The sequence below is a fragment of the Avibacterium sp. 21-594 genome, from assembly GCF_026226815.1.
Classification (GTDB): Bacteria; Pseudomonadota; Gammaproteobacteria; order Enterobacterales; family Pasteurellaceae; genus Avibacterium; species Avibacterium avium.
In genome coordinates, this window is sequence record NZ_JAKKOC010000001.1 from 2,084,512 (window position 1) to 2,107,570 (window position 23,059).

Here is a 23,059-nt window from a genome sequence, read left to right on the forward strand (position 1 = left end):
TTTTGTCTATGACTAAATAAAAAACGCACTTGGCTGGAATAATTTTTCCACTTCAGGAATATGTTTTTTATCACTCACATACACCACAATGTGATCATCTTCTTCAATCACTAAACTTTTTCGTGCAATCATCACATCATCGCCACGCAACACTGCGCCAATAATTGCCCCCGCAGGTAACTTGATGTCAGATACTTGTCGCCCAATCACATTAGAAGATTCCGCTTCACCGTGTACCACAATTTCTAAGGCTTCGGCGATACCGTGACGTAATGACACCACACTGCCCACATCACCTTTACGAATATGCCCAAGCAAGGCAGAAATGGTCGCCTGCTGTGGCGAAACCACAATATCCAGCGTTCCCCCTTGCAATAAATTGATATATGCCATTCGTTGGATCAGCACCATCGCCTTTTTCGCCCCTAAGCGTTTAGCGAGCAAGGCAGACATAATGTTCGCTTCATCATCACTGGTAAGCGAAAGAAAAACATCAATATTTTCAATATGTTCTTCAAATAACAAGGATTGATCAGAAGCATCACCGCAAAAAACTAACGTCTTTGACAAACGCTCTGCCAACGCAGTGGCACGTTCAGGATTACGTTCAATCAATTTTACTGAACATTGCTCTTCCAAACGTTTCGCCACGCCGCTACCAATATTACCGCCACCAATAATCATTATGCGTTTATAAGGTTTCTCCAAGCGCTGTAATTCGCTCATAATGGCTTTAATATGAATCGTATCGCAAATGAACGTTACTTCATCGCCTGCTTCAATAATGGTTGAACCTTGCGGACGAATCACCTTATCCTGACGCAAAATTGACACCACACGGCAATCAATATGGGGCAGATGCTCTTTAAGCGCCGATAACGCATAGCCCACCAAAGGGCCACCATAATAAGCTTTCACCACCACAATACTAATTCGCCCATTGGCAAAATGCGAAACCTGCAACGCCCCAGGGTAATCAATCAAGCGAACGATTTCATCGGTAACCAATTTTTCTGGCGAAATAATATGATCAATGGGGATCACATCAGGCTGAAAAAGTTTATTTTTCTCACGCAAATAATCCGCACTACGAATACGCGCGATCTTAGTTGGCGTGTTAAATAAGGTATAAGCCACTTGGCAAGCGATCATATTGGTTTCGTCTGAATTGGTTACTGCCACCACTAAATCCGCATCAGCAGCCCCAGCCTCACGCAACACTTTCGGTGAAGATGCCACGCCATTCACCACCCGCAAATCGTGCTTATCTTGCAAAGCAAGCAGGCGATCCGCTTGGTTATCCACAAGGGTGATGTCGTTATCCTCACTCACTAAATTTTCCGCAAGGGTCGTGCCAACTTGGCCAGCGCCTAGAATGATGATTTTCATTGTTGTGATCTCTTTGTTTGTGGCATTTAATTTTTATTTGGGTTTTAGCCATTTGGCTAATTGACTTTTTCTTTGTTTCTATAACGAGTTTCGCACGTTGTGCGACTTACTTTCTTTTGCTTATCCAAAAGGAACGTAAGCAAAGAAAATGTCCCCTACCATCGCTAAATTTCTTTTACTTCCATACGGCGTTGTTTTGCCATTTAGCTAATTGCGTTTTTCTTTGTAGTTATAACGAGTTTCGCTCGTTGAGCGACTTACTTTCTTTTGCTTATCCAAAAGAAAGTAAGCAAAGAAAACGATACCCCTACTAAATTGCTTTTCCTTATTTCAATAAAATTTTCTTTACGAAAAATCAGCCTGATGTTCGCTTCGCTCTCGCTCGGCGTGATTTTTCTAAAAATTTTATTTCCATTCGGGCAATTTACAAGGGGATTGTCCGATATTTCACGCTCAATTTTAAATTTAAAGTGCGGTGAGATTTTTTTAAAGTTTTTTGAAAATATGACCGCACTTTTATTTTTCTATCATAAACACAATTTGTGAATTTTACGCTTTTTTCCGCAATTTTGCGTAATAAAATCCATCACCGCGATTTTCTTGGGGGAAGAATTGATGGCCGACCTGCTCTTGTTCGGGGAATGGCAGGGGCATTAATTCTGCCTCGGGGTGTTGTTGTAAAAATTCGCTGATTTGTTGGCAGTTTTCTTCTGGCAATAACGAGCAAGTGGCGTAGAGCAAGACGCCATTTGGTTTTAAGCATTGCCATAACGCGGTTAAAATGGCTTTTTGTAAGGCCACTAAAGGGGCGATGTCGCTTTCTTTGCGCAGCCATTTTATATCGGGGTGACGGCGGATAACACCGGTGGCGGAGCAAGGGGCATCAAGCAAAATTCGGTCAAATTGCACCGCACTTTCGCCAAACTGCTGTTGAATTTGGGCAAACCATTGATCTGGCTGGCTGGCATCACCACAAATAACAAGGGCGTTTTGTCCCATTCGTGCGAGATTTTCTTCCACCCGTTTCAATCGATGCGGTTCCACATCTAATGCCACCACCTTGGCTTGTTGCGCAAGTTCCAAAATATGCGTGGTTTTTCCACCGGGTGCAGCGCAGGCATCTAAAATCAATTCGCCATTTTGCGGCTCAAGCAATAAGCCCGACCATTGTGCGTGCAAATCTTGCACGGTGAGCCAACCTTCGGAGAAATGCGGCAATTGCGCGACATTTTTCGCCTGAGCCAAGCGGATTGCCTGTGGGTGATCCGCACTTGCCGCTTCAATATCAATCTCTTGCAACAAGGTTAAATACCCGTTCACATTGCTATGTTGCGGGTTCACGCGCAACCACATCGGTGGCCGTTGGTTATTCGCTTCCACAATCTCACGCCAATTTGGATAGGCTTCTTTCAGCTTATTCACAAGCCATTCAAGGTGCAAGGTTTGCCAATGCTTATCCACTTTCGCCAAAATGCCCTCTTGCTCGCGTAAGAAACGGCGTAGCACGCCATTCACCAAGCCTTTGAAACTGTCTAATTTTAGGCTTCGTGCGGCTTTTACCATTTCATCTACCACCGCGTGATCGGGCGTGCGTAAATATAATAATTGATACAATCCCACCAACAATAAACAATGCACAAGACGCGTTTTGCCTTTCAATGGCTTATCCACCAAATACTGAATAATTTGCTCTAAGCGTGGCAACACGCGACACACGCCAAAGCAAATTTCTTGTAATAGAGAGAGATCTTGCTCTTTCAGCGCAGGATTTTTTTCCGCCAACAAGGTGGAAAGCGATTGCCCCTTATCCAACACTTGCAGAATATATTGAGCCGCCACGGCACGCGCAGAAAGTGCGGTGCTTTTTTTGTGCGTTTTTGCCTTTACCTGTTTCATTATGCCAACACCTTACCCACGCTGAACCAATCTGCCCGTCCATTGAGTAAATCCTGTGCTGACATTGGCTTTTTACCTGCAGGTTGCAGCTGCGTGAGATTTAACACGCCATCTGCGGTGGCAATTTGAATACCATTTTTATCCGCTTGTAAAATCGTGCCTGCTGGCTGATTTTGATGTGGTAGTACCGTGGCTTGATACACTTTCAAAGTCTGTGTGTTGCCGTCTTTATCCGTGGTAACAAAATAGCTAATCGGCCAAGGATTAAACGCGCGAATACAACGCTCAAGCTGTGCCGCTGAAAGTTGCCAATCCAATTTTGCTTCTTGTTTAGAAAGTTTATCGGCATAGTTGGCAAGGGCATCATCTTGCGCTTCAGGCGTAAACTCCCCTGCTTCCAAGCCATTTAACACATCAAGCAACGCATTTGGCGCAATCTGTTCCAACTTATGATAAAGGCTTAGAGAAGTGTCTTCAGGGCTGATGTCGCAATACACTTTATGCAGCATATCGCCCGTATCCAAGCCTTCATTCATTTGCATAATAGTCACGCCAGTTTGCGCATCGCCCGCCCAAATCGCACGCTGAATCGGCGCTGCCCCACGCCAACGGGGCAAAATTGAGCCGTGTACATTCAGGCAGCCTAATCTTGGCGCGTCCAACACTGCTTTCGGCAAAATTAAGCCATAAGCTACCACCACCATCACATCAGCATTCAGTGCTGACAGCTCCTGCTGCGCTTCCGTTTTGCGTAGGGATTTAGGCTGATAAACAGGGATCTGATGCTGCTCCGCCAATTGTTTCACCGCACTGGCTTGCAGTTTCTTACCCCGTCCAGCTGGCTTGTCTGGCTGCGTATAAACCGCAATCACCTTATGTTCTGAATTCAACAGCGCCGCTAAATGCTGCGCGGCAAATTCTGGCGTCCCCGCAAAAATAATATTTAAAGGTTTTGTCATCGCATTTCTCTTGATTATGCAAGGTTGGAATTGGCGTTAAGTATAATGTATTTTTGACTTGGGGTGAAAAGAATGCTGAAAGAAAGGCGGATTAAAAATAAAGTGCGGTGAAAAATTTGTGAGAATTTCACCGCACTTTGTCATCATTATCATAATTCGTAGGCAATTGGGAATATCTATTCTCTTATATACAAAAATCTTAAAAATTTGTGTACGTCTTGAAAACGCACACAAGAAATGCAAAAATTTGTGCGCGTCTTGCAAAGATTCACAATTAATGCAGCAACATAAACAAATAATCCGTAGTCAATCACCGAAAATATATAGCCACGAATTACTGAATAATCTCTATAAACACCCTTACACAAAAATTGAGTTTATATCACAAGATTGCCAAATTCATCGGAACACAGCTGCCAAACGATTATCCGACTGTTTGTAAATATATTAACGTTGCTGTTGCCAAAATTTAATAGCCTGTTTTTCCCATCCTTCTGCCGTTGTTTCATTGCCTAATGCGAAACCGTGCCCAAGATTTTTATAAAGATGAAATTCTGTTGGCACCCCCATTTCGTTGAGTTTTTCAAGACGGCGTTTCATCACATTTGGTGATGCGATGCCGTCTTGTTCGCCGATAGCAACAAAGGTTGCTGGTTCGCCTTGGCGGTTGTAATCGTTGTGTCCTGTGTAGAGCATAATCACGCTGTTGGGCTTGGAGTTTTGTGTTGTGCCAAACGCTTGTGTGCCGTATGAGCCGATATAGGCTGCCATTCTTGCCCCAGCAGATGCTCCCCATACGGAATAGTTGTTAGGATCGACTTGTAACATTTTGGCATTTTTACGGACGAATTCAATGGCTTGAGCCATATCTTCGGTGGCGATTTGTCCGCCCATTCCAGCCCGATATTTCACGACAAAGGCGTTATAGCCTTGTTCGGCAATAGATTGCGCAATCGGAAAGCCCTCATGCAGTGAACCAACGTAAGCAAAACCACCGCCTGGGGCAATCATCGCAAAGGGCGCATTCGGATTTCCGATGATATGCAAATGGCACTAATGGCGACCCCGCAATATTTAGAAAAAAATGGTACGCCTCAAACAATTAGCGATTTAGTTAAACATAAATGTTTATGTGTACGTATGCCGACTTCTGAGGGCATTTTTGTTTGGGAATTTCGTTCCCCTGAAACGAAAGAGGCCATCAAATTTACTCCTTCGGGAAGATTAGTGGTCAATAATAATTTTCTGGCGAAAAAAGCCTGTCTGTCTCATTTAGGTTTGGCGTTAATGCCGAAAGATAGAATGGCAAAAGAGCTAGAACGTGGGGAAGTAGTAGAAGTCTTAAATGACTATGCAATGAGTTATGAAGGCTATCATCTTTACTATCCAAGCCGCCGTCAAAACACACCTCTGTTTAAGGCGTTAGTAGAGGTACTGAAAGGGTAAAAGTGCGGTTATTTTAGAACGTATCTTTATTGAGATAAATTATGTTTAGTTTTGTGAAAGCAGGACAGCTATTGGGAATTTCTTCCTCAGCCTTAAGCCACAGCATGAAAAATTTAGAAATGCGGCTAGAGGAAAACATTCTCCATTTGAAAAAAGGACTGTTTCTAGTCTATACATATCTATATTAATTTACAAAAATTTCATATATAAATATGATCAAATTAAAGATGTTGTATCAAAATTAATGTAAAAAAAAGAGAAACCTTGTTTTGTAAGGTTTCTCTCTGATCTTTATGATGTATTTTTACAGAATTTATGTATATGGAATTCAGAAAGGAATATCATCATCTAATGGCACGTCATCAATCACTGGCTGCGGCGCGGGTGTTGGTTGTGGTGCAGCTTTTGGTGCTTGATATGCAGGCTGTGTAGGTTGAGCATATTGATTGCCCCCTTGTTGAGCTGCATAGCCACCACCTTGTTGGGCATATCCCCCGCCTTGCGGTGCATAGCCGCCTTGACCACGTTCTGCGCGGCTGTCTAGCATTTGTAGCACATCACCTTGGATTTCTGTAGTGTAGCGATCTTGGCCATTTTGATCTTGCCATTTGCGCGTTCTTAAACGCCCTTCAACATACACTTTTGAGCCTTTGCGCAAATATTCGCCTGCCACTTCTGCTTGACGGCGATAGAGCACAATGCGGTGCCATTCGGTAATTTCGCGGGGTTCACCGGTATTTTTATCTTTCCAGCTTTCACTGGTTGCTACGCTAATGTTCGCCACGGCTTCACCATTTGGCATTGTGCGAATTTCAGGGTCATTTCCTAGGTTTCCTACGATAATAACTTTGTTTACTCCAGCCATAAATTCCTCTGTCTGTTAGGGTCTGTTGATAACTCATTGTACATTTGAGCTGGCGGCTATTTTTGGTGAGAACAAGGCGAATGTGGTGAAGTTTAGCCACTCTAAATAAACCACATTCAACACAGTTATCACAAAAAATAGCCCCAGCCCTTCGGGTTATGTTTAAAATTAGCACACTCTTTGTTGCCGTTCTCACCAAGAGAACCACTCTTGATTTCGAACAGCGCCGCGATTGCGCTAATTTTAAACGATAACTCAAATGTACAATGAGTTATCAACAGACCCTAAAGTGTGGTAAAAATTTTTGTTATTTTGCCCTAAAAAAAGAGAAAAAGCTATTAATTCCAGACAAATTAACTGGATATTTGCACAGTCATTTCAGATTATGCGATAATGATCGCAAAATAACCTTAAATTGCTTGAACAGACGAAAAGATTATGGAAAAAATAGAAGTGCGTGGGGCGAGAACCCATAATTTAAAAAATATTAATCTGACGATTCCGCGTGATAAATTGATTGTGATTACAGGGCTTTCTGGCTCGGGGAAATCTTCACTGGCCTTTGATACCCTTTATGCCGAAGGGCAACGCCGTTATGTAGAATCTCTTTCTGCGTATGCGCGCCAGTTTTTATCGTTAATGGAAAAGCCAGATGTGGATCATATTGAAGGGCTATCCCCTGCGATTTCCATTGAACAGAAATCCACCTCGCACAATCCACGTTCTACGGTGGGGACGATCACGGAAATTCACGACTATTTGCGTTTGCTATTTGCTCGAGTAGGCGAACCACGCTGCCCAAATCATCATATTCCGTTGGCGGCGCAAACCATTAGTCAGATGGTGGATAAGGTGCTGGCATTGCCAGAAGAAAGCAGAATGATGCTGCTTGCCCCAGTGGTGAAAGATCGCAAAGGGGAACATATTAAAATTTTAGAACATATTGCTGCGCAAGGTTATATCCGCGCTAGAATTGATGGGGAAATTTGCGATCTTTCTGATCCACCAAAATTAGAATTACAGAAAAAGCACACCATTGAAGTGGTGGTGGATCGCTTTAAAGTGCGTCCAGATTTGGCAACCCGTTTAGCGGAATCCTTTGAAACTGCGTTAGAACTTTCTGGTGGCACGGCAGTGGTGGCGAATATGGACGACCCGAAAGCGGAAGAATTGCTGTTTTCTGCGAATTTTGCTTGTCCGCATTGTGGTTATTCCGTGCCTGAACTTGAGCCGCGCTTGTTTTCCTTTAATAACCCTGCAGGGGCTTGCCCAACTTGTGATGGTTTGGGGGTTCAGCAATATTTTGATGAAAAACGCGTGGTGCAAAATCCAAGCATTTCCTTAGCAGGTGGGGCGATTAAAGGTTGGGATCGGCGTAATTTCTATTATTACCAGATGCTGGCTTCTCTCGCCAAACATTATGGCTTTGATGTGGAAAGCCCGTTTGAAGATTTACCGAAAAAAATTCAGCACATTATTTTACACGGTTCAGGCAAAGAAGAAATTGAATTCCAATATATGAATGACCGTGGCGATGTGGTGCTACGCCGCCATAGTTTTGAAGGCATTCTCAATAATATGGCGCGCCGTTATAAAGAAACAGAATCAATGTCTGTGCGTGAGGAGTTGGCGAAAAATATCAGTACGCGTCCTTGTAAGGATTGCGGTGGCTCGCGTTTACGCCCTGAAGCGCGCAATGTTTTTATTGGAGAAACAAATCTGCCTGAGGTTTCCGAAAAGAGCATCGGTGAAGCCTTTAATTTTGTGGATAACCTTACCCTAAGCGGACAGCGCGCACAAATTGCCGATAAAATTCTCAAAGAAATCAAAGAACGCTTGCAATTTTTGGTCAATGTGGGGCTGAATTATCTTTCTCTTTCTCGTTCTGCCGAAACCCTTTCTGGTGGTGAAGCGCAACGTATTCGTCTAGCTAGCCAAATTGGCGCGGGTTTGGTTGGCGTGATGTATGTGCTTGATGAACCTTCTATTGGCTTGCATCAACGAGATAATGAGCGCTTACTTAACACCTTGATTCACCTAAGAAATTTAGGTAACACGGTGATTGTGGTGGAACACGATGAAGATGCCATTTTGAGCGCGGATCACATTATTGATATTGGCCCAGGTGCTGGTGTGCACGGCGGTAGCGTGGTGGCGCAAGGTACAGCGCAAGAAATTATGCAAAATCCAAACTCACTGACGGGGAAATTCTTATCAGGCAAAGAAAAAATAGAAATTCCAAAAAAACGCACCGCACTTGATAAAGAGAAAATCTTAAAACTCAAAGGTGCTTCAGGCAATAATCTGAAAAATGTCAATTTAGAAATCCCTGTGGGCTTGTTTACTTGTGTTACAGGAGTTTCAGGGTCGGGCAAATCTACGCTGATTAACGATACCCTATTCCCACTGGCGCAGAGTGCTTTAAACCGTGCGGAAAATGCGCAAGCCGCACCGCATAAATCCATTCAAGGATTAGAATTTTTTGACAAAGTGATCGATATTGATCAAAGCCCGATTGGACGTACACCGCGTTCCAATCCTGCCACTTACACGGGCTTATTCACACCAATTCGCGAATTATTCGCAGGCGTGCCAGAATCCCGTGCGCGTGGCTATAACCCTGGGCGCTTTAGTTTCAATGTGCGTGGCGGACGTTGCGAAGCCTGTCAAGGGGACGGGGTGATCAAAGTAGAAATGCACTTCCTACCCGATGTGTATGTGCCTTGCGACCAGTGTAAAGGCAAACGCTACAATCGTGAAACTTTGGAAATTCGCTACAAAGGCAAAACCATTAATCAAGTGTTGGATATGACGGTGGAAGAAGCGCGTGAATTTTTCGATGCCATTCCACAAATTGCACGCAAATTGCAAACCCTGATGGACGTGGGGCTATCCTATATTCGCCTAGGACAATCTTCCACTACCTTGTCTGGCGGTGAGGCGCAACGGGTGAAATTGGCGACCGAGTTGTCAAAACGTGATACAGGAAAAACCTTGTATATTCTTGATGAACCCACAACTGGCTTGCATTTTGCGGATATTAAACAGCTTCTTGAAGTGCTGCACCGCTTGCGTGATCAGGGTAACACCATTGTGGTGATTGAGCATAATTTAGATGTGATTAAAACCGCGGATTGGATTGTGGATCTTGGCCCTGAAGGGGGAAGTGGCGGGGGTGAAATCATTGCCACTGGAACACCAGAGCAAGTGGCGAAAGTGAAAGGTTCGCACACCGCACGGTTTTTAAAACAAATTCTTGCAAAGTAAAACGGGATAAAACAAAAGTGCGGTAATTTTTTCAGCAGATTTGATAAAAAATTTCTGTTATTTTTGACAAGGTAATCGATATTGATCAAAGCCCAATTGGACGCACGCCGCGCTCCAATCCTGCTACTTACACAGGATTATTCACGCCAATTCGCGAATTATTCGCAGGCGTGCCAGAATCCCGTGCGCGTGGTTATAACCCAGGGCGCTTTAGTTTCAACGTGCGTGGCGGACGTTGCGAAGCCTGCCAAGGGGACGGGGTGATCAAAGTCGAAATGCACTTCTTGCCCGATGTGTATGTGCCTTGCGATCAGTGTAAAGGCAAACGCTACAATCGTGAAACCTTGGAAATTCGTTACAAAGGCAAAACCATTAATCAAGTGTTGGATATGACGGTGGAAGAAGCGCGTGAATTTTTCGATGCCATTCCACAAATTGCGCGCAAATTGCAAACCTTGATGGACGTGGGGCTATCCTATATTCGCCTAGGACAATCTTCCACCACCCTATCTGGCGGTGAAGCACAACGAGTGAAATTGGCGACCGAGTTATCAAAACGTGATACAGGAAAAACCTTGTATATTCTTGATGAACCGACAACAGGCTTACATTTTGCGGACATTAAACAGCTCCTTGAAGTGCTGCACCGCTTGCGTGATCAGGGTAACACCATTGTGGTGATTGAGCATAATTTAGATGTGATTAAAACTGCAGACTGGATTGTGGATCTTGGCCCTGAAGGGGGAAGTGGCGGCGGTGAAATTATTGCCACAGGAACACCAGAGCAAGTGGCGAAAGTGAAAGGTTCGCACACCGCACGATTTTTAAAACAAATTCTTGCAAAGTAAAACGGGATAAAACAAAAGTGCGGTAATTTTTTCAGCAGATTTGATAAAAAATTTCTGTCATCAATGCTGATTTTTTGATACATTTAGCGCAATTTTTCTCACACTTACGCGTGAGTGTTTTTTATACAGTTACTTTAACGGAATTCTTATGTTATTTAAAAAAATTCGTGGTTTATTCTCAAACGATCTTTCTATTGATTTAGGTACAGCGAACACATTAATTTATGTGAAAGGGCAAGGAATCGTGCTAAATGAACCTTCTGTGGTGGCAATTCGTCAAGGCCGTGCAGGATCGATGAAAAGCATTGCGGCAGTAGGAAAAGAAGCAAAATTAATGCTCGGCCGTACACCGAAAAGCATTTTAGCCATTCGCCCAATGAAAGATGGCGTTATCGCGGATTTCTCGGTAACCGAAAAAATGTTGCAATACTTCATTAAACAAGTACATAGCGGCAACTTTATGCGCCCAAGTCCACGGGTTTTAGTCTGCGTACCAGCAGGCGCAACCCAAGTGGAACGCCGTGCAATTAAAGAATCTGCCTTAGGTGCAGGCGCGCGCGAAGTGTACTTAATTGAAGAGCCAATGGCTGCGGCAATCGGGGCAAAATTGCCTGTTTCCACCGCAACAGGATCAATGGTGATTGATATCGGTGGCGGTACAACTGAAGTCGCGGTGATTTCTTTAAATGGTATTGTTTATTCTTCTTCTGTGCGTATTGGTGGCGACCGTTTTGATGAAGCCATTATCGCCTATGTGCGCCGCACTTTTGGTTCTATCATTGGCGAACCAACCGCAGAGCGCATCAAAGAAGAAATTGGTACAGCCTATATTCAAGAAGGTGATGAAATTAAAGAGCTAGAAGTTCACGGCCACAACCTTGCAGAGGGTGCGCCAAGAACCTTTACCTTAAATTCACGCGATGTGTTGGAAGCTATTCAACAGCCATTAAACGGCATTGTTACCGCAGTGCGTACTGCGCTCGAAGAATGCCAACCAGAACACGCTGCGGATATTTTTGAACGCGGTATCGTGCTAACGGGTGGTGGTGCGTTATTGCGTAATATTGATATTTTATTATCGAAAGAAACCGGCGTACCTGTGATTGTTGCTGATGATCCACTGACCTGTGTTGCTCGTGGCGGTGGCGAAGCATTAGATATGCACGGTGCTGATATCTTTAGTGATGATTTCTAATTTTCATTGCGAATAAAAGTGCGGTCAAAAATTTCAACTTTTTTGACCGCACTTCTTGCTAAGCGATATTCTGAGCAATATTAATGAAACCAATCTTTGGAAAAGCCCCTTACCTTGGCATTCGACTCGCTTTCGCATTGATCGCCTCGATTGCATTGATTTTATCTGACGGGCGAACCAATACGATGATCAAAGTACGCAGCGTGATGGAAACTGCCATCGGCAGCGTTTATTATCTTGCCAACACACCAAGAACCGTCTTAGACGGCGTGTCTTACAATCTTGTTGATACCAACAAATTACAAATCGAAAACAAAGTCCTAAGAGAGCAATTGCGTGAAAAAAATGCCGACTTATTGTTATTGGATCAACTGAAAGTAGAAAACCAACGGTTACGCTTATTGCTAAACTCGCCATTGCGTACAGATGAATACAAAAAAATCGCTGAAGTTTTAACCGCAGAAACCGATGTTTACCGCCAGCAAGTGGTCATTAACCAAGGGGAAAATGACGGTGCTTATGTGGGGCAACCGGTTATTGATGAAAAAGGTGTAGTTGGGCAGATTATTTCTGTAGGAAGCAACACTAGTCGCGTGCTGTTACTAACGGACGTTACCCATTCCATTCCTGTGCAAGTATTGCGTAATGATGTGCGTGTGATCGCCAGTGGCACGGGACACAGTGATGAGCTCACCCTAGACAACGTGCCACGCTCAGTGGATATTGTGAAAGGGGATTTACTGGTTACATCAGGGCTAGGTGGGCGTTTCCTTGAAGGCTACCCTGTCGCCATTGTGGAAAATGTATCGCGTGATGGTAAAAATTATTTCGCTACTATCACGGCAAAACCGCTTGCTTCAATGGAACGCTTACGCTATGTTTTATTGCTCTGGCCAAACAGTGAAGATATCCGAAAAGGCACGATTAGCCCTGAAGATGTACGAAAAACCGTGCGTCAACGCCTAGCGACACAAACACAGGAAAAACTACCCAAAACGCCTGTAACGGAAGAAAGTGAGGCTGATCAGCCAACAAAAGACACACAAGAATCACATATTGATCAACCTTTAGATCTCCCTTCTGAACCTGTTGATCCTGAATTACAACCTTATCGAGAGGAAGACTAATGCAAGGCAGATTAATTTTGCAGATTTTTTCCGTATTACTGATTTGCTTAATCGCAATGGTTTTAGAAATTATCCCTTGGCCAGCAAGCCTACATAACTTCAAGCCAGCTTGGATCATTTTAGTTCTCACCTACTGGGTGCTTGCCTTACCGTCCAAAGTTAATGTCGGCACCGCCTTTGTTCTTGGCGTTGCGTGGGATTTAGTTCTCGGCTCGGTTCTCGGTGTTCACGCTCTAGTACTTTCCATATATGCCTATTTGCTCGCGAAAAATCACATAATGATTCGCAATTTATCCCTATGGATGCAAGGCGTTGTGGTTATTCTCTCCGTCATCGCTATCCGCATTGGTATTTTTATTATCGAACTATTCCTGCATAGTGCTGATTTCAACTGGCAAGAAGCCTTCGGCGCCATTGTCAGCGGCATATTATGGCCTTGGATGTTTTTACTATTGCGAAGAATTACCAGACAATTGGGTATTGTTTAAGAAGACTATTCTGTAGCAAATTTAGTAAAATCTGTTTTCTTAGTTTATTATAAGATTAGATAGATAATTTGCTATCATTTACTTATACAATATCAATGAAGTTTTTGTAGTTGAAATAAACTTGGTGAAACTATTTTGGTAGGGTTCAAAATGCCTAACATTAGGCTAATGCAAGGACTAAAAAATAAGTCAAAATACCTTTTGACTTTATTTTTGAAAAAAACTTTCTAACAAAATATTTACAACGTTCATGTAACATACCCTAGATGAGCTCTAACAATGTTAGTCACTATAACTGCCTTCATAAAAGAGAAAAAGAACAAATTTAGAGAGCTCCCTTCTCATATAGTATATTATTAATACTAACAAGAGAATAAAATATCCAATAATATGTATTGTCACATAATATTCTGAAAAATTGCAAAAGCTCTACTAAACGTACACTATTTTTCACTATAAATTGGATATGCCAGCCATTAGTGTTTTATTCGCGGTTTGTAAATGCCTTTTAAGTGCTTGTGTCGCCGCGACATAATCTTTTGCCAGAATGGGGCCTAGAATTGCTAAATGTTCAGATACAGCAAGAATATTACGAGTCTGTAAGTTTTTATTATCCCATTGATAATGGAAATGAAATATCATTGAAATTAGCTCAATAAAATCATTAATAAACGGATTATCCGCAGCGGATAATAAGAGGGAATGAAATTTATGATCTAACACACCAAAATCTGTATAACGACTAACAATATCTTTATTTAGTAACTTGTGTTCTTCATATAGGTATTTCATTTCAACCCAGCGAATGTCATTTTCAGGTAAATCAATAAAACATTTTAGCGCATGGCACTCCAACATTTCTCTTAACTCAAAAAGTTTATCCGCATAATGTCGGGTAAACTCAAGTAATTTCCACTGTCCACGCCCGAGTTTTTCCACTAAATGAAAACGAGAAAATTGAGTAAGGTATGCTCTGACTGTTTGAATATCAACTTGAGCAGTTTTTGCCAACTCTAACTCAGTGAAAATATCTCTCGGATTAATTTGCTTTTTTTGCACCGCACTTTGCAGGTAACTTTCAAATACGAGAAAATTATTGTCACTATTTTTAGCAATTCGTATATAAGATTTCTTATCTTTATCTGAAGGCTTTCTTATTATAATTAGCCGATGCTTTTCAGCTTTTAATACTCCGATATCAAGTAAATAATCTACAGCGTGTTTTATGGTCGTTCTGCTAACATTATAAATTGCGGCAAGACTAGCCTGTGATGGTAAGCAATCTTTGAATTGCTCTGTCATACAAGCATCTATTAGCTGATTAATAATATCAATCCGTATATTCAAATTCTTCGCCATTGCGCATTCTCTAAAAATAAGCTTACAGAAATAAAAAGCAGATAAAAAGCATAAAAATCGTTTAATTATCACAATTATACAATGAAAAAAAGATTTTTCGATTCATCTTCATAATAATGCTTATACAGAAGTTACTAAATCATATTTGAGGGATGAAAATGAGAACTTTAGTTTGTAAGCAACCATTTAAACTTGTTTACGAAGAGCGAGATATACCAAAAGCTAAAGAAAATAGCGTAGTAATGAAAGTCTCGGCTATTGGTATTTGCGGGACAGATATTCACGCTTATTGCGGTAATCAGCCGTTCTTTGAATATCCACGTATATTAGGTCATGAGGCAAGCGGTAAGATTGTAGAAATTGGACAAAATGTTACTAATTTTAAAGTTGGTCAACGTGTCGCATTAATTCCTTATGTTGCTTGTGGCAAATGTGGGGCTTGTTTAAGTGGTAAAACAAATTGCTGTGAAAATATTTCTGTCATTGGGGTTCATGAGGATGGTGCATTTAGTGAATATATGACAGTACCAGCGACCAACCTCATTCCTATTGCAGATAATGTTGATGATGCTGCAGGTGCTTTAATTGAACCATTTGCAATTAGTGCGCATGCGGTGCGTCGTGCTCAAGTTAGTAAGGGAACAGATGTACTTGTTGTGGGAGCTGGTCCCATTGGTCTTGGCGCAGCAGCAATTGCATATGCTGACAAGGCAAATGTTGTCATTGCGGACACTAGTGCTGAACGCCGAGCGCACATTAATGATCATATGCCTATGCTACCAACCTTTGATCCTATTAATGAGAAAATAGAAGATTATTTCAATGGTATGAAACCTGAAGTTGTTATTGATGCAACAGGTAACCAAAAAGCAATGAATAATACTGTGTACTTAATTCGCCACGGTGGTCGCATTGTTTTTGTTGGTTTACATAAAGGTACAATTGAATTTAATGATCCTGATTTCCACAAAAAAGAAACTACTTTAATGGGAAGTCGTAATGCAACCTTAGAAGATTTTGAAAAAGTTCAGCAATTAATGGCTGAAGACAAAATCTCTGCCAATATGATGTTAACTCATACATTCAGATATGATGAGTTAGCTGATATTTATGAGGAAAAAATTATCAAGAATAAAGCGCTAATTAAAAGCGTGATTCTTCGCTAATCGTTAATAACCCTGCTTAATTCAATTATGTGAGGACATTATGAAACTACTATCTAAGTCATTTAAAACCGTTCTGTCAGTAAGTTTATTAAGTCTCTCTGTTAATGCTCTAGCTAAAACAGAGATTATGATTGCTTATGGTAACCAACCTGGGGAACCTATCGATAAAGCGATGCACTTCTGGGCAGATAAAGTTAAAGAAAAATCTAATGGCGACATTATTTTCAAATTATTTCCTTCTAGCCAATTGGGTAGCGAAACAGAAGTAATGGAACAAGCGAAGTTTGGTTCTAATATCATTACAATTAGCGATTATGGCGCATTAATGGATCTTGTCCCAGATCTTGGTGTTATTAATGCGCCTTATATCAGCCAATCTTTCGAGAAAAAATCTAAATTACTTCATTCTGATTGGTTTAAAGATCTCAGTGCAAAATTAGATAAATATGAAGTTCATATCATTGTTCCTGATGTGGTTTATGGTACTCGTCACTTATTAACGAAAAAACAAGTTACAAAACCTGAAGATCTAAAAGGGGTGAAAGTTCGTGTTCAACACTCGCGTTTATTCTTTGAAACCATCAAAGCAATGGGTGGGGTTCCAACGCCAATGTCATTATCTGATGTTTACCCCGGCTTATCCGAAGGTATTGTTGATGGCTTAGAAAACCCCGCTGTCGTTTTATTTGGCGGTAAATTCTATGAAGTAGCTAAAAACCTCAGCTTAACTGCACATACTAAACATATGTCTCCGTTTGTAGCGGGTACACCATTTTGGAAAAGTTTAACTCCTGAACAACAAAAAATCATTATTGATACTAGTCGTGAAATGGTGGCTTATGGTGCTGAATTAATTAATGATGCTGAAAAAGAAGCATTAAATAAACTAAAAACGGCAGGCGTAACTATTAATGAAGTTGATTTAGCGGCATTTGAAAAATCTGTAACTGATGTAATTTCAACTGGTTTTCCTGAGTGGTCACCTAACTTATACAAAAATGTTCAAGAAAAATTAGCACAATTCTAATTTCTCTATAATTAGGTATCTGTTCCGGCAGATACCTTCTTCTCTCAAGAGGTTCTAGTATGAATATGCCAATTAACGAAAAGAAATTTTGGCTAAGTGATATTGATGAAATACTTGCATCATTTTTCTTAGCATTAATTGTCCTGCTTTCTGGCTATGGTGTTGTAATGAGATATTTCTTAAATACACCTAGTGCTTGGGTTGAGGAAATCTGTATTGTATTTTTTATTTGGTTTACATTCTTAGCCTCCAGCGCATTATGTAAAAATAACGAATTAATTCGTATTGATTATCTATTAACTAAAATTCCATCCAAAGTTGCAAATTTCATTGACGGAGTTCTTCAGCCATTAATTATGATTTTCTGCTTAGGTTTTATGATTTATTTAGGCTTCAAATTACTGCCTATGTCAAAGATGCGTTTTACACCAGCATTGCAATTTTCTTATGTGTACATATACGCCATTATTCCAATTAGTGCATTATTTATGTTCTATTATGAATTAAGAAAAATCGTATATTACTTAAAAATTAATGCAGGGGATTAAATTATGGACGTTATTATTCCAATTTCAATTTTATTAATTCTCTTTGTTATTGGCACACCTGTTGCATTCTGTATTTTCTGTTCAACGTTAACTTATTTCTTAATGAGCCATCAGCCAATGGTTATTCTCATTCAACGCTTAGCTGGTGGTCTAGAGAGTGTCACTTTACTTGCAATACCCTTTTTTATTATGGCTGGTGTCTTTATGAACCATACGGGAATTAGTGAGCGGCTATTAAAGTTCTGCGAAGTGCTTACTGGTCATATGAATGGTGGGCTGGCGCAAGTAAACGTTGCCTTAAGTACATTAATGGGCGGTTTATCAGGTTCAAATATTGCAGATGCCGCGATGAACTCTAAATTACTTGTACCGCAAATGGTCGCCCGTGGTTATAGTGCCTCATTTTCTGCTGCTGTAACTGCAGCTGGTTCATTAATCACACCAATTATTCCACCTGGCATTGCTATGATTATTTACGGTTATGTAAATAATGTCTCTATTGGTCGATTATTTTTAGCTGGTATTATGCCTGGTATTATGCTCTGTATCTTAATGATGTTCTTAGTATCAATTATTTCTAAAAAACGTGGCTACTTACCAATTCGAGAAAAACGTGCAAGCTGTAAAGAAATTGCCATATCAGCCAAAGATGCTGTATTAGCACTTTTATTACCAATCATTATTATTGGCGGCATTCGTATGGGAGTATTTACACCTACGGAAGCTGGTGCTGTTGCAGTGATTTATGCACTTATTCTTGGTATGTTCATTTATCGAAATATGGATGCCAAAAAATTATGGCTAGCAACGCGGGAATCTGCATTAGGTGCTGCAAATGTACTATTGATCATTTGTGTCGCCGTTTCATTCTCTAAATTTTTAACTTGGGAACGCGTTCCGCAAGCATTAGCCGCTTGGATGACAACAGTTGTAGATAGTCCGATCGCATTCTTAATGTTAGTGAATGTTTCCTTATTAATTTTAGGTATGTTCCTAGAAGGTAATGCCATTATGATTGTATTAGCTCCATTGCTTGCACCAATAGCACATTCATACGGTATCGATCCGATTCATTTTGGTATTGTATTTATCTTCAATGGCGCTATTGGCACAATTACTCCGCCATTAGGCACGGTAATGTTTACAACTTGTTCTATCACAGAAGTACCCATTGAGAAATTTATTAAAGACGTTATTCCATTCTGGAGCTTGCTCTTATTAGAGCTTGTTCTTCTAACCTACATTCCGGCGATTACAACATGGTTACCGAATCTAGTCTATGGTGTAGCACAATAATAAAACTGAAGGATAAATAAAATGAAACAATTAAATAGAACTGATTTTCCTGGTCGGCAGCACCCAACAAAAATTATTCAATTTGGTGAAGGTAACTTCCTGCGCGCTTTTATTGATTGGCAAATTGATCTTTTAAATGAGAAAACAGATTTAAATGCAGGGGTAACAATTATTCGCCCAATCAATACAGATTTTCCCCCTTTACTTAATACCCAAGATGGGCTGTACACCACGATTATTCGAGGTTTAGATAATGCTGGCAATCAAGCAGAAGAAAGTCGTATCATTCGCTCAGTTAACAATGAAATTAATATTTATCAAAGTTATGATGAGTATTTAAATCTAGCCCATAACCTGGATATAAAATTTATTTTCTCAAATACTACTGAAGCTGGAGTTAGTTATTATGCAGGTGATAAATTTGATGACCGTCCACAAGTGAGCTATCCAGCTAAATTAACGCGTTTATTATATGAACGATTTACAGTAGTAAAGGGAAACAAGGACAATGGTTTTATTTTATTCCCCTGCGAATTAATTGATTACAACGGCGAACAATTAAAAGATCTTGTTTTTCAATATGCTAAAGAATGGAATTTATCTGCTGAATTTATTGAATGGTTAGAAACAGCTAATACATTTTGTTCAACTTTAGTTGATAGAATAGTAACGGGTTACCCACGTAATGAAGCTGAAAAGATTGAAGCAGAATTAGGTTATAAAGATAGATTTTTAGATACAGCAGAATTCTTTTATTTATTTGTAATCCAAGGACCTAAATCATTAGAAAAGCTATTACATTTGGATCAAATTGATCTGAATGTATTAATTGTTGATGATATTAAACCTTACAAAGAACGCAAAGTCGCTATTTTAAATGGAGCACATACCGCTCTTGTTCCAGTTGCATATTTATGCGATGTGAACACTGTCGGAGAAGCAATGAATGACAATGCGCTTTGCCAATTTGTTAAAAACACAATAGATACAGAAATTATCCCCGTATTGTCATTACCTAAAGATGAATTACAACAATTTGCTGATGCCGTAATTAAACGTTTCCAAAATCCATTTATTCAACATCAGTTGTTATCTATTTCCTTGAATAGTATGACAAAATACCGCACACGTAATTTACCACAATTAAATGCTTATGTAGAAAAATTTGGCAAATTACCACCGCACTTAACTTTTGCATTAGCGGCATTAATTGCTTTCTATCGTGGTGAGCGCAATGGACAAGAAATTCCATTACAAGATGATGAATATTGGTTAATGAATTTTAAAATATGGTGGCTACAAGTTGCTACTGGTGAGTTAACCTTACGTCAACTCGTTTCCAATGTGTTAAAACAAGAGGAACATTGGGAACAAGATTTAACAAAAGTTACTGGCTTGGTAGAAACGATTACAAACCAACTTGAAACTATTTTGGAAAAAGGAATGCGCCACGCATTACGCCAATATTGTACAAACTCAGCAGGAATTTGATATGAAGCAGTTTATCAAAATTCATAATAAAGATAATGTTGCTGTTGCATTACAAGATCTAAAGGCTGGTACATTACTTAATGTTGAAGGGCAACAAATTATCTTAAAAACAGATATTAACCGTGGACATAAATTTGCTTTAACTGATATTTTAGCCTATCAAAATGTGGTGAAATACGGCTACCCAATTGGTCATACATTATTAAATATTACTGCCGGTGAACATATTCACGTACATAATGTGAAAACTAATTTAAGTGATATTAATGATTATAAATATTTGCCAGAATTGACTACACTTTCGAAGCAACCCCCTGATCGCGATGTACAAATTTATCGTCGTAAGAACGGAGATATTGCTATTCGTAATGAACTCTGGATTATTCCAACTGTAGGTTGCGTTGTAGGAATTGCAAATCAAATCAGGAAGCGATTTATACAGCAGAATAATTTGAGTGACATTGATGGTGTATTTACCTTTAACCATAGCTATGGTTGTTCACAACTTGGTGATGATCATGAGAACACAAAAATGATGTTACAAAATATGGTGAAACATCCCAATGCAGGGGCTGTGTTGGTCATCGGCTTGGGTTGTGAAAATAACCAAGTGGCGGATTTTGAAAAAACACTTGGAGAATATGATCAAAACCGTGTGAAATTTATGATTTCGCAACATTTTGATGACGAGATTGAAACGGGGATAAAGTTATTGCAACAACTTTACCAAGAGATGCGCCAAGATCATCGCCAAGCTGGCAAATTAAGTGAGGTAAAATTTGGTTTAGAATGTGGTGGTTCAGATGGTTTTTCAGGTATTACTGCAAACCCAATGTTAGGTAATTTCTCCGATTATTTGCTCAGCCACGGCGGCACAACGGTTCTTACAGAAGTACCAGAAATGTTTGGCGCTGAACACATTTTAATGAGCCATTGCCAAAACGAAAAAATCTTTCATAAGACTGTCGAAATGGTGAATAACTTTAAACAATATTTCATTCAACACAATCAACCAATTTATGAAAATCCCTCACCCGGAAATAAAGCCGGCGGCATCACCACATTAGAAGATAAATCCCTAGGTTGTACCCAAAAGGCAGGGCATAGCCAAGTGATTGATGTGTTGAAGTATAACGAACGTTTAAAAACTAAAGGATTAAATTTATTAAGCGCCCCAGGCAATGATGCTGTTGCAACCAGTGCTTTAGCTGGTGCAGGCTGTCATATGGTGTTATTCACAACTGGTCGCGGCACACCTTATGGTGGCTTCGTTCCAACGATGAAAATTGCTACAAACAGCGAACTCGCTCAGAAGAAAAAGCATTGGATTGATTTTGATGCAGGTCGTTTAGTCCATAATATGACTATGAATGAGTTACTCAATGACTTCATTGATTTAGTTGTTAATATTGTAAATGGTCAACCCACTAAAAATGAAATTAATGAGTTCAGAGAATTGGCTATTTTCAAAAGTGGTGTAACACTCTAATGGGGTTAAAACTTCTAGCGAGACTAAGAAGATATAATGGATCCAATAAAAAATCTCTTATGTTATTATAAATAATAACCACGTTAATTTAAAAAGCGCTTATTCTTCCTAATATTTTCCTAATAATTGTTCTTAGCCTCGCCCAAAAGCGAGGCTTTTTCCTTGGTACACAGTACCTTTCTATTGGCGTTTTAGTGGGAAAATCGTTACACTATGCCGACAATTTTAATAGAGGAAAAAATAAGCTTATGGCATTACTAGATGTTTTAATTTATCCCGATGAGCGTTTGAAGATCGTGGCTTCGCCTGTGGAAAAATTTGATGATGAATTGCATACGTTAATTGATAATATGTTCGAAACAATGTATCACGAACAAGGTATCGGGCTTGCTGCAACACAAATTGATGTACATAAACGATTAATTGTTATTGATATTGAAGGTAACAAAGAAAATCAAATCGTTCTTATCAATCCTGAAATTATTGAAAGCTCAGGTGAAACAGGTATTGAAGAAGGTTGTCTTTCATTGCCGGGAATGAACGGCTTTGTGCCTCGCAAAGAGAAGCTGAAAGTCCGTGCCTTAGACAAAAACGGCAAAGAGTTTATTCTTGATGCTGACGGGCTATTGGCGATTTGTATTCAGCACGAAATCGATCATTTAAATGGTATCGTATTTGCAGACTATTTATCTCCCCTGAAACGCCAACGAATGAAAGATAAGCTGCTCAAATTAAAAAAACAATTAGCCAAATAATTCTTGCTAAATAACTACCGCACTTTATAGTGCGGTTTTTTATTCTTACTAGAAGCTCGTAGTTCTTTTTCTGATGAATATGATTAATAGTGAATAAAATGCGTAATATCACGAACTGAGAGATTATTTAAAAGATAGAATGTCTCATCACGAGCCAATTTTTAATAAAAGCAAAATCGAGCTGATCAGAGTATTTAATAAGATAACAACATCATTACTGGCAATTGATATGCACAAAGAAATCTATCATCACATAATATAATTAATCTCACCATTCTTTATAGAAAAACATTTGGCGAACGTGGGCAACTCCATTTTTTAACGCTAATTCTTTGAATTTTATATCTATTTTATTTTTTCTTGTTTGCCGCAGGGATCTAAACAGGGATCTAAAACCCTTGCTTGAGTATAAAGCAGGAATAGAAAAGGCGGCAAGGCTGGGGATTTT

At 40.1% G+C, this 23,059-nt stretch carries 19 protein-coding genes and 2 pseudogenes; 15 read left to right on the plus strand and 6 right to left on the minus strand.

The features are described from left to right. Positions 1-12: 12 nt before the first annotated feature. From trkA to fmt, 3 genes are all read right to left on the minus strand, one after another. The gene (gene trkA / locus L5B76_RS10090; protein ID WP_265755316.1) at positions 13-1,389 is read right to left on the minus strand and encodes a Trk system potassium transporter TrkA; all 1,377 of its coding nucleotides are present in this window, start codon (positions 1,387-1,389) and stop codon (positions 13-15) included. A 549-nt stretch (positions 1,390-1,938) separates the two neighbouring features. Continuing rightward, complete coding sequence (gene rsmB / locus L5B76_RS10095) at positions 1,939-3,285, minus strand: 16S rRNA (cytosine(967)-C(5))-methyltransferase RsmB (RefSeq protein WP_265755318.1); 1,347 nt, start codon at positions 3,283-3,285, stop codon at positions 1,939-1,941. Beyond that, positions 3,285-4,244 carry a methionyl-tRNA formyltransferase gene (gene fmt, locus L5B76_RS10100; RefSeq protein WP_265755319.1) on the minus strand — a complete coding sequence of 320 codons (960 nt, stop codon included), beginning with the start codon at positions 4,242-4,244 and terminating at the stop codon, positions 3,285-3,287. The genes rsmB and fmt overlap by 1 nt, the downstream gene beginning before the upstream one ends. 277 nt (positions 4,245-4,521) lie before the next feature. On the opposite strand from fmt, the gene L5B76_RS11625 reads away from it, so the two are divergent. Further along, complete coding sequence (locus L5B76_RS11625; RefSeq protein WP_326938263.1) at positions 4,522-4,686, plus strand: hypothetical protein; 165 nt, start codon at positions 4,522-4,524, stop codon at positions 4,684-4,686. Positions 4,687-4,691: 5 nt separating this feature from the next. Here the strand turns inward: L5B76_RS11625 and L5B76_RS10105 are convergent, their stop codons facing one another. Further along, on the minus strand, positions 4,692-5,291 hold the full coding sequence (locus tag L5B76_RS10105; RefSeq protein WP_265755320.1) for an alpha/beta hydrolase: 600 nt from the start codon (positions 5,289-5,291) through the stop codon (positions 4,692-4,694). On the opposite strand from L5B76_RS10105, the gene L5B76_RS10110 reads away from it, so the two are divergent. Next, complete coding sequence (locus L5B76_RS10110; protein ID WP_265755322.1) at positions 5,286-5,690, plus strand: LysR substrate-binding domain-containing protein; 405 nt, start codon at positions 5,286-5,288, stop codon at positions 5,688-5,690. The two genes, L5B76_RS10105 and L5B76_RS10110, sit on opposite strands and share 6 nt — an antisense overlap. Positions 5,691-5,731: 41 nt before the next feature. Further along, a pseudogene (locus tag L5B76_RS10115) lies at positions 5,732-5,836 on the plus strand (helix-turn-helix domain-containing protein); the annotation flags it as partial. A gap of 182 nt (positions 5,837-6,018) precedes the next feature. Here the strand turns inward: L5B76_RS10115 and ssb are convergent. Then, entirely contained in the window at positions 6,019-6,555 is a 537-nt protein-coding gene (ssb, locus tag L5B76_RS10120) for a single-stranded DNA-binding protein (RefSeq protein WP_265755324.1), read from the minus strand. A 438-nt stretch (positions 6,556-6,993) separates the two neighbouring features. On the opposite strand from ssb, the gene uvrA reads away from it, so the two are divergent. The 5 genes and pseudogenes from uvrA (at position 6,994) to mreD (ending at position 13,480) form a co-directional block, all read left to right on the plus strand. Beyond that, a complete protein-coding gene (uvrA, locus tag L5B76_RS10125) occupies positions 6,994-9,822 on the plus strand; it encodes an excinuclease ABC subunit UvrA (protein WP_265755325.1) in 2,829 nt (942 codons plus the stop codon). Positions 9,823-9,884: 62 nt separating this feature from the next. Continuing rightward, positions 9,885-10,670 (plus strand): annotated as a pseudogene (locus L5B76_RS10130) (ATP-binding cassette domain-containing protein); the annotation flags it as partial. A gap of 148 nt (positions 10,671-10,818) precedes the next feature. Beyond that, a complete protein-coding gene (locus L5B76_RS10135; RefSeq protein ID WP_194750583.1) occupies positions 10,819-11,865 on the plus strand; it encodes a rod shape-determining protein in 1,047 nt (348 codons plus the stop codon). 83 nt (positions 11,866-11,948) lie between these two features. Further along, positions 11,949-12,992, plus strand: a complete 1,044-nt coding sequence (mreC, locus tag L5B76_RS10140; RefSeq protein ID WP_115248678.1) for a rod shape-determining protein MreC — start codon at positions 11,949-11,951, stop codon at positions 12,990-12,992. Continuing rightward, the gene (gene mreD, locus L5B76_RS10145; protein ID WP_265755326.1) at positions 12,992-13,480 is read left to right on the plus strand and encodes a rod shape-determining protein MreD; all 489 of its coding nucleotides are present in this window, start codon (positions 12,992-12,994) and stop codon (positions 13,478-13,480) included. The genes mreC and mreD overlap by 1 nt, the downstream gene beginning before the upstream one ends. A 453-nt stretch (positions 13,481-13,933) precedes the next feature. On the opposite strand, the gene L5B76_RS10150 is transcribed toward mreD, so the two are convergent. Then, a complete protein-coding gene (locus tag L5B76_RS10150; protein ID WP_265755327.1) occupies positions 13,934-14,782 on the minus strand; it encodes a GntR family transcriptional regulator in 849 nt (282 codons plus the stop codon). Between the two features lie 215 nt (positions 14,783-14,997). Between L5B76_RS10150 and L5B76_RS10155 the strand changes: the two genes are divergently transcribed. The 7 genes from L5B76_RS10155 to def all read left to right on the plus strand — a co-directional run bounded on the left by L5B76_RS10155 (position 14,998) and on the right by def (position 22,611). Further along, positions 14,998-16,005 (plus strand): zinc-binding alcohol dehydrogenase family protein, encoded by a 1,008-nt coding sequence (locus L5B76_RS10155; protein WP_265755329.1) that lies wholly within the window; start codon positions 14,998-15,000, stop codon positions 16,003-16,005. Between the two features lie 40 nt (positions 16,006-16,045). Beyond that, positions 16,046-17,032 (plus strand): C4-dicarboxylate TRAP transporter substrate-binding protein, encoded by a 987-nt coding sequence (locus tag L5B76_RS10160; RefSeq protein ID WP_265755330.1) that lies wholly within the window; start codon positions 16,046-16,048, stop codon positions 17,030-17,032. A 59-nt stretch (positions 17,033-17,091) separates the two neighbouring features. Then, positions 17,092-17,580, plus strand: coding sequence for a TRAP transporter small permease (locus L5B76_RS10165; RefSeq protein ID WP_265755331.1), 489 nt, complete (start codon positions 17,092-17,094; stop codon positions 17,578-17,580). Positions 17,581-17,583: 3 nt separating this feature from the next. Beyond that, positions 17,584-18,876, plus strand: a complete 1,293-nt coding sequence (locus L5B76_RS10170) for a TRAP transporter large permease (RefSeq protein ID WP_265755332.1) — start codon at positions 17,584-17,586, stop codon at positions 18,874-18,876. A gap of 21 nt (positions 18,877-18,897) precedes the next feature. Then, positions 18,898-20,367: a tagaturonate reductase gene (locus tag L5B76_RS10175; protein ID WP_265755333.1), complete on the plus strand. Its 1,470-nt coding sequence runs from the start codon at positions 18,898-18,900 to the stop codon at positions 20,365-20,367. Between the two features lies 1 nt (position 20,368). Beyond that, entirely contained in the window at positions 20,369-21,856 is a 1,488-nt protein-coding gene (locus L5B76_RS10180) for a UxaA family hydrolase (RefSeq protein ID WP_265755334.1), read from the plus strand. A 248-nt stretch (positions 21,857-22,104) separates the two neighbouring features. Next, positions 22,105-22,611, plus strand: a complete 507-nt coding sequence (def, locus tag L5B76_RS10185) for a peptide deformylase (RefSeq protein ID WP_194750588.1) — start codon at positions 22,105-22,107, stop codon at positions 22,609-22,611. The last annotated feature ends 448 nt before the right edge of the window (positions 22,612-23,059 follow it).

Bases quoted from the DNA above. Each gene is read 5' to 3' on its own strand.
- trkA (WP_265755316.1), bottom strand. From the start codon at position 1,389: ATGAAAATCATCATTCTAGGCGCTGGCCAAGTTGGCACGACCCTTGCG.
- rsmB (WP_265755318.1), bottom strand. From the start codon at position 3,285: ATGAAACAGGTAAAGGCAAAAACGCACAAAAAAAGCACCGCACTTTCT.
- fmt (WP_265755319.1), bottom strand. From the start codon at position 4,244: ATGACAAAACCTTTAAATATTATTTTTGCGGGGACGCCAGAATTTGCC.
- L5B76_RS11625 (WP_326938263.1), top strand. From the start codon at position 4,522: ATGCAGCAACATAAACAAATAATCCGTAGTCAATCACCGAAAATATAT.
- L5B76_RS10110 (WP_265755322.1), top strand. From the start codon at position 5,286: ATGCAAATGGCACTAATGGCGACCCCGCAATATTTAGAAAAAAATGGT.
- ssb (WP_265755324.1), bottom strand. From the start codon at position 6,555: ATGGCTGGAGTAAACAAAGTTATTATCGTAGGAAACCTAGGAAATGAC.
- uvrA (WP_265755325.1), top strand. From the start codon at position 6,994: ATGGAAAAAATAGAAGTGCGTGGGGCGAGAACCCATAATTTAAAAAAT.
- L5B76_RS10135 (WP_194750583.1), top strand. From the start codon at position 10,819: ATGTTATTTAAAAAAATTCGTGGTTTATTCTCAAACGATCTTTCTATT.
- mreC (WP_115248678.1), top strand. From the start codon at position 11,949: ATGAAACCAATCTTTGGAAAAGCCCCTTACCTTGGCATTCGACTCGCT.
- mreD (WP_265755326.1), top strand. From the start codon at position 12,992: ATGCAAGGCAGATTAATTTTGCAGATTTTTTCCGTATTACTGATTTGC.
- L5B76_RS10150 (WP_265755327.1), bottom strand. From the start codon at position 14,782: ATGACAGAGCAATTCAAAGATTGCTTACCATCACAGGCTAGTCTTGCC.
- L5B76_RS10155 (WP_265755329.1), top strand. From the start codon at position 14,998: ATGAGAACTTTAGTTTGTAAGCAACCATTTAAACTTGTTTACGAAGAG.
- L5B76_RS10160 (WP_265755330.1), top strand. From the start codon at position 16,046: ATGAAACTACTATCTAAGTCATTTAAAACCGTTCTGTCAGTAAGTTTA.
- L5B76_RS10165 (WP_265755331.1), top strand. From the start codon at position 17,092: ATGAATATGCCAATTAACGAAAAGAAATTTTGGCTAAGTGATATTGAT.
- L5B76_RS10170 (WP_265755332.1), top strand. From the start codon at position 17,584: ATGGACGTTATTATTCCAATTTCAATTTTATTAATTCTCTTTGTTATT.
- L5B76_RS10175 (WP_265755333.1), top strand. From the start codon at position 18,898: ATGAAACAATTAAATAGAACTGATTTTCCTGGTCGGCAGCACCCAACA.
- L5B76_RS10180 (WP_265755334.1), top strand. From the start codon at position 20,369: ATGAAGCAGTTTATCAAAATTCATAATAAAGATAATGTTGCTGTTGCA.
- def (WP_194750588.1), top strand. From the start codon at position 22,105: ATGGCATTACTAGATGTTTTAATTTATCCCGATGAGCGTTTGAAGATC.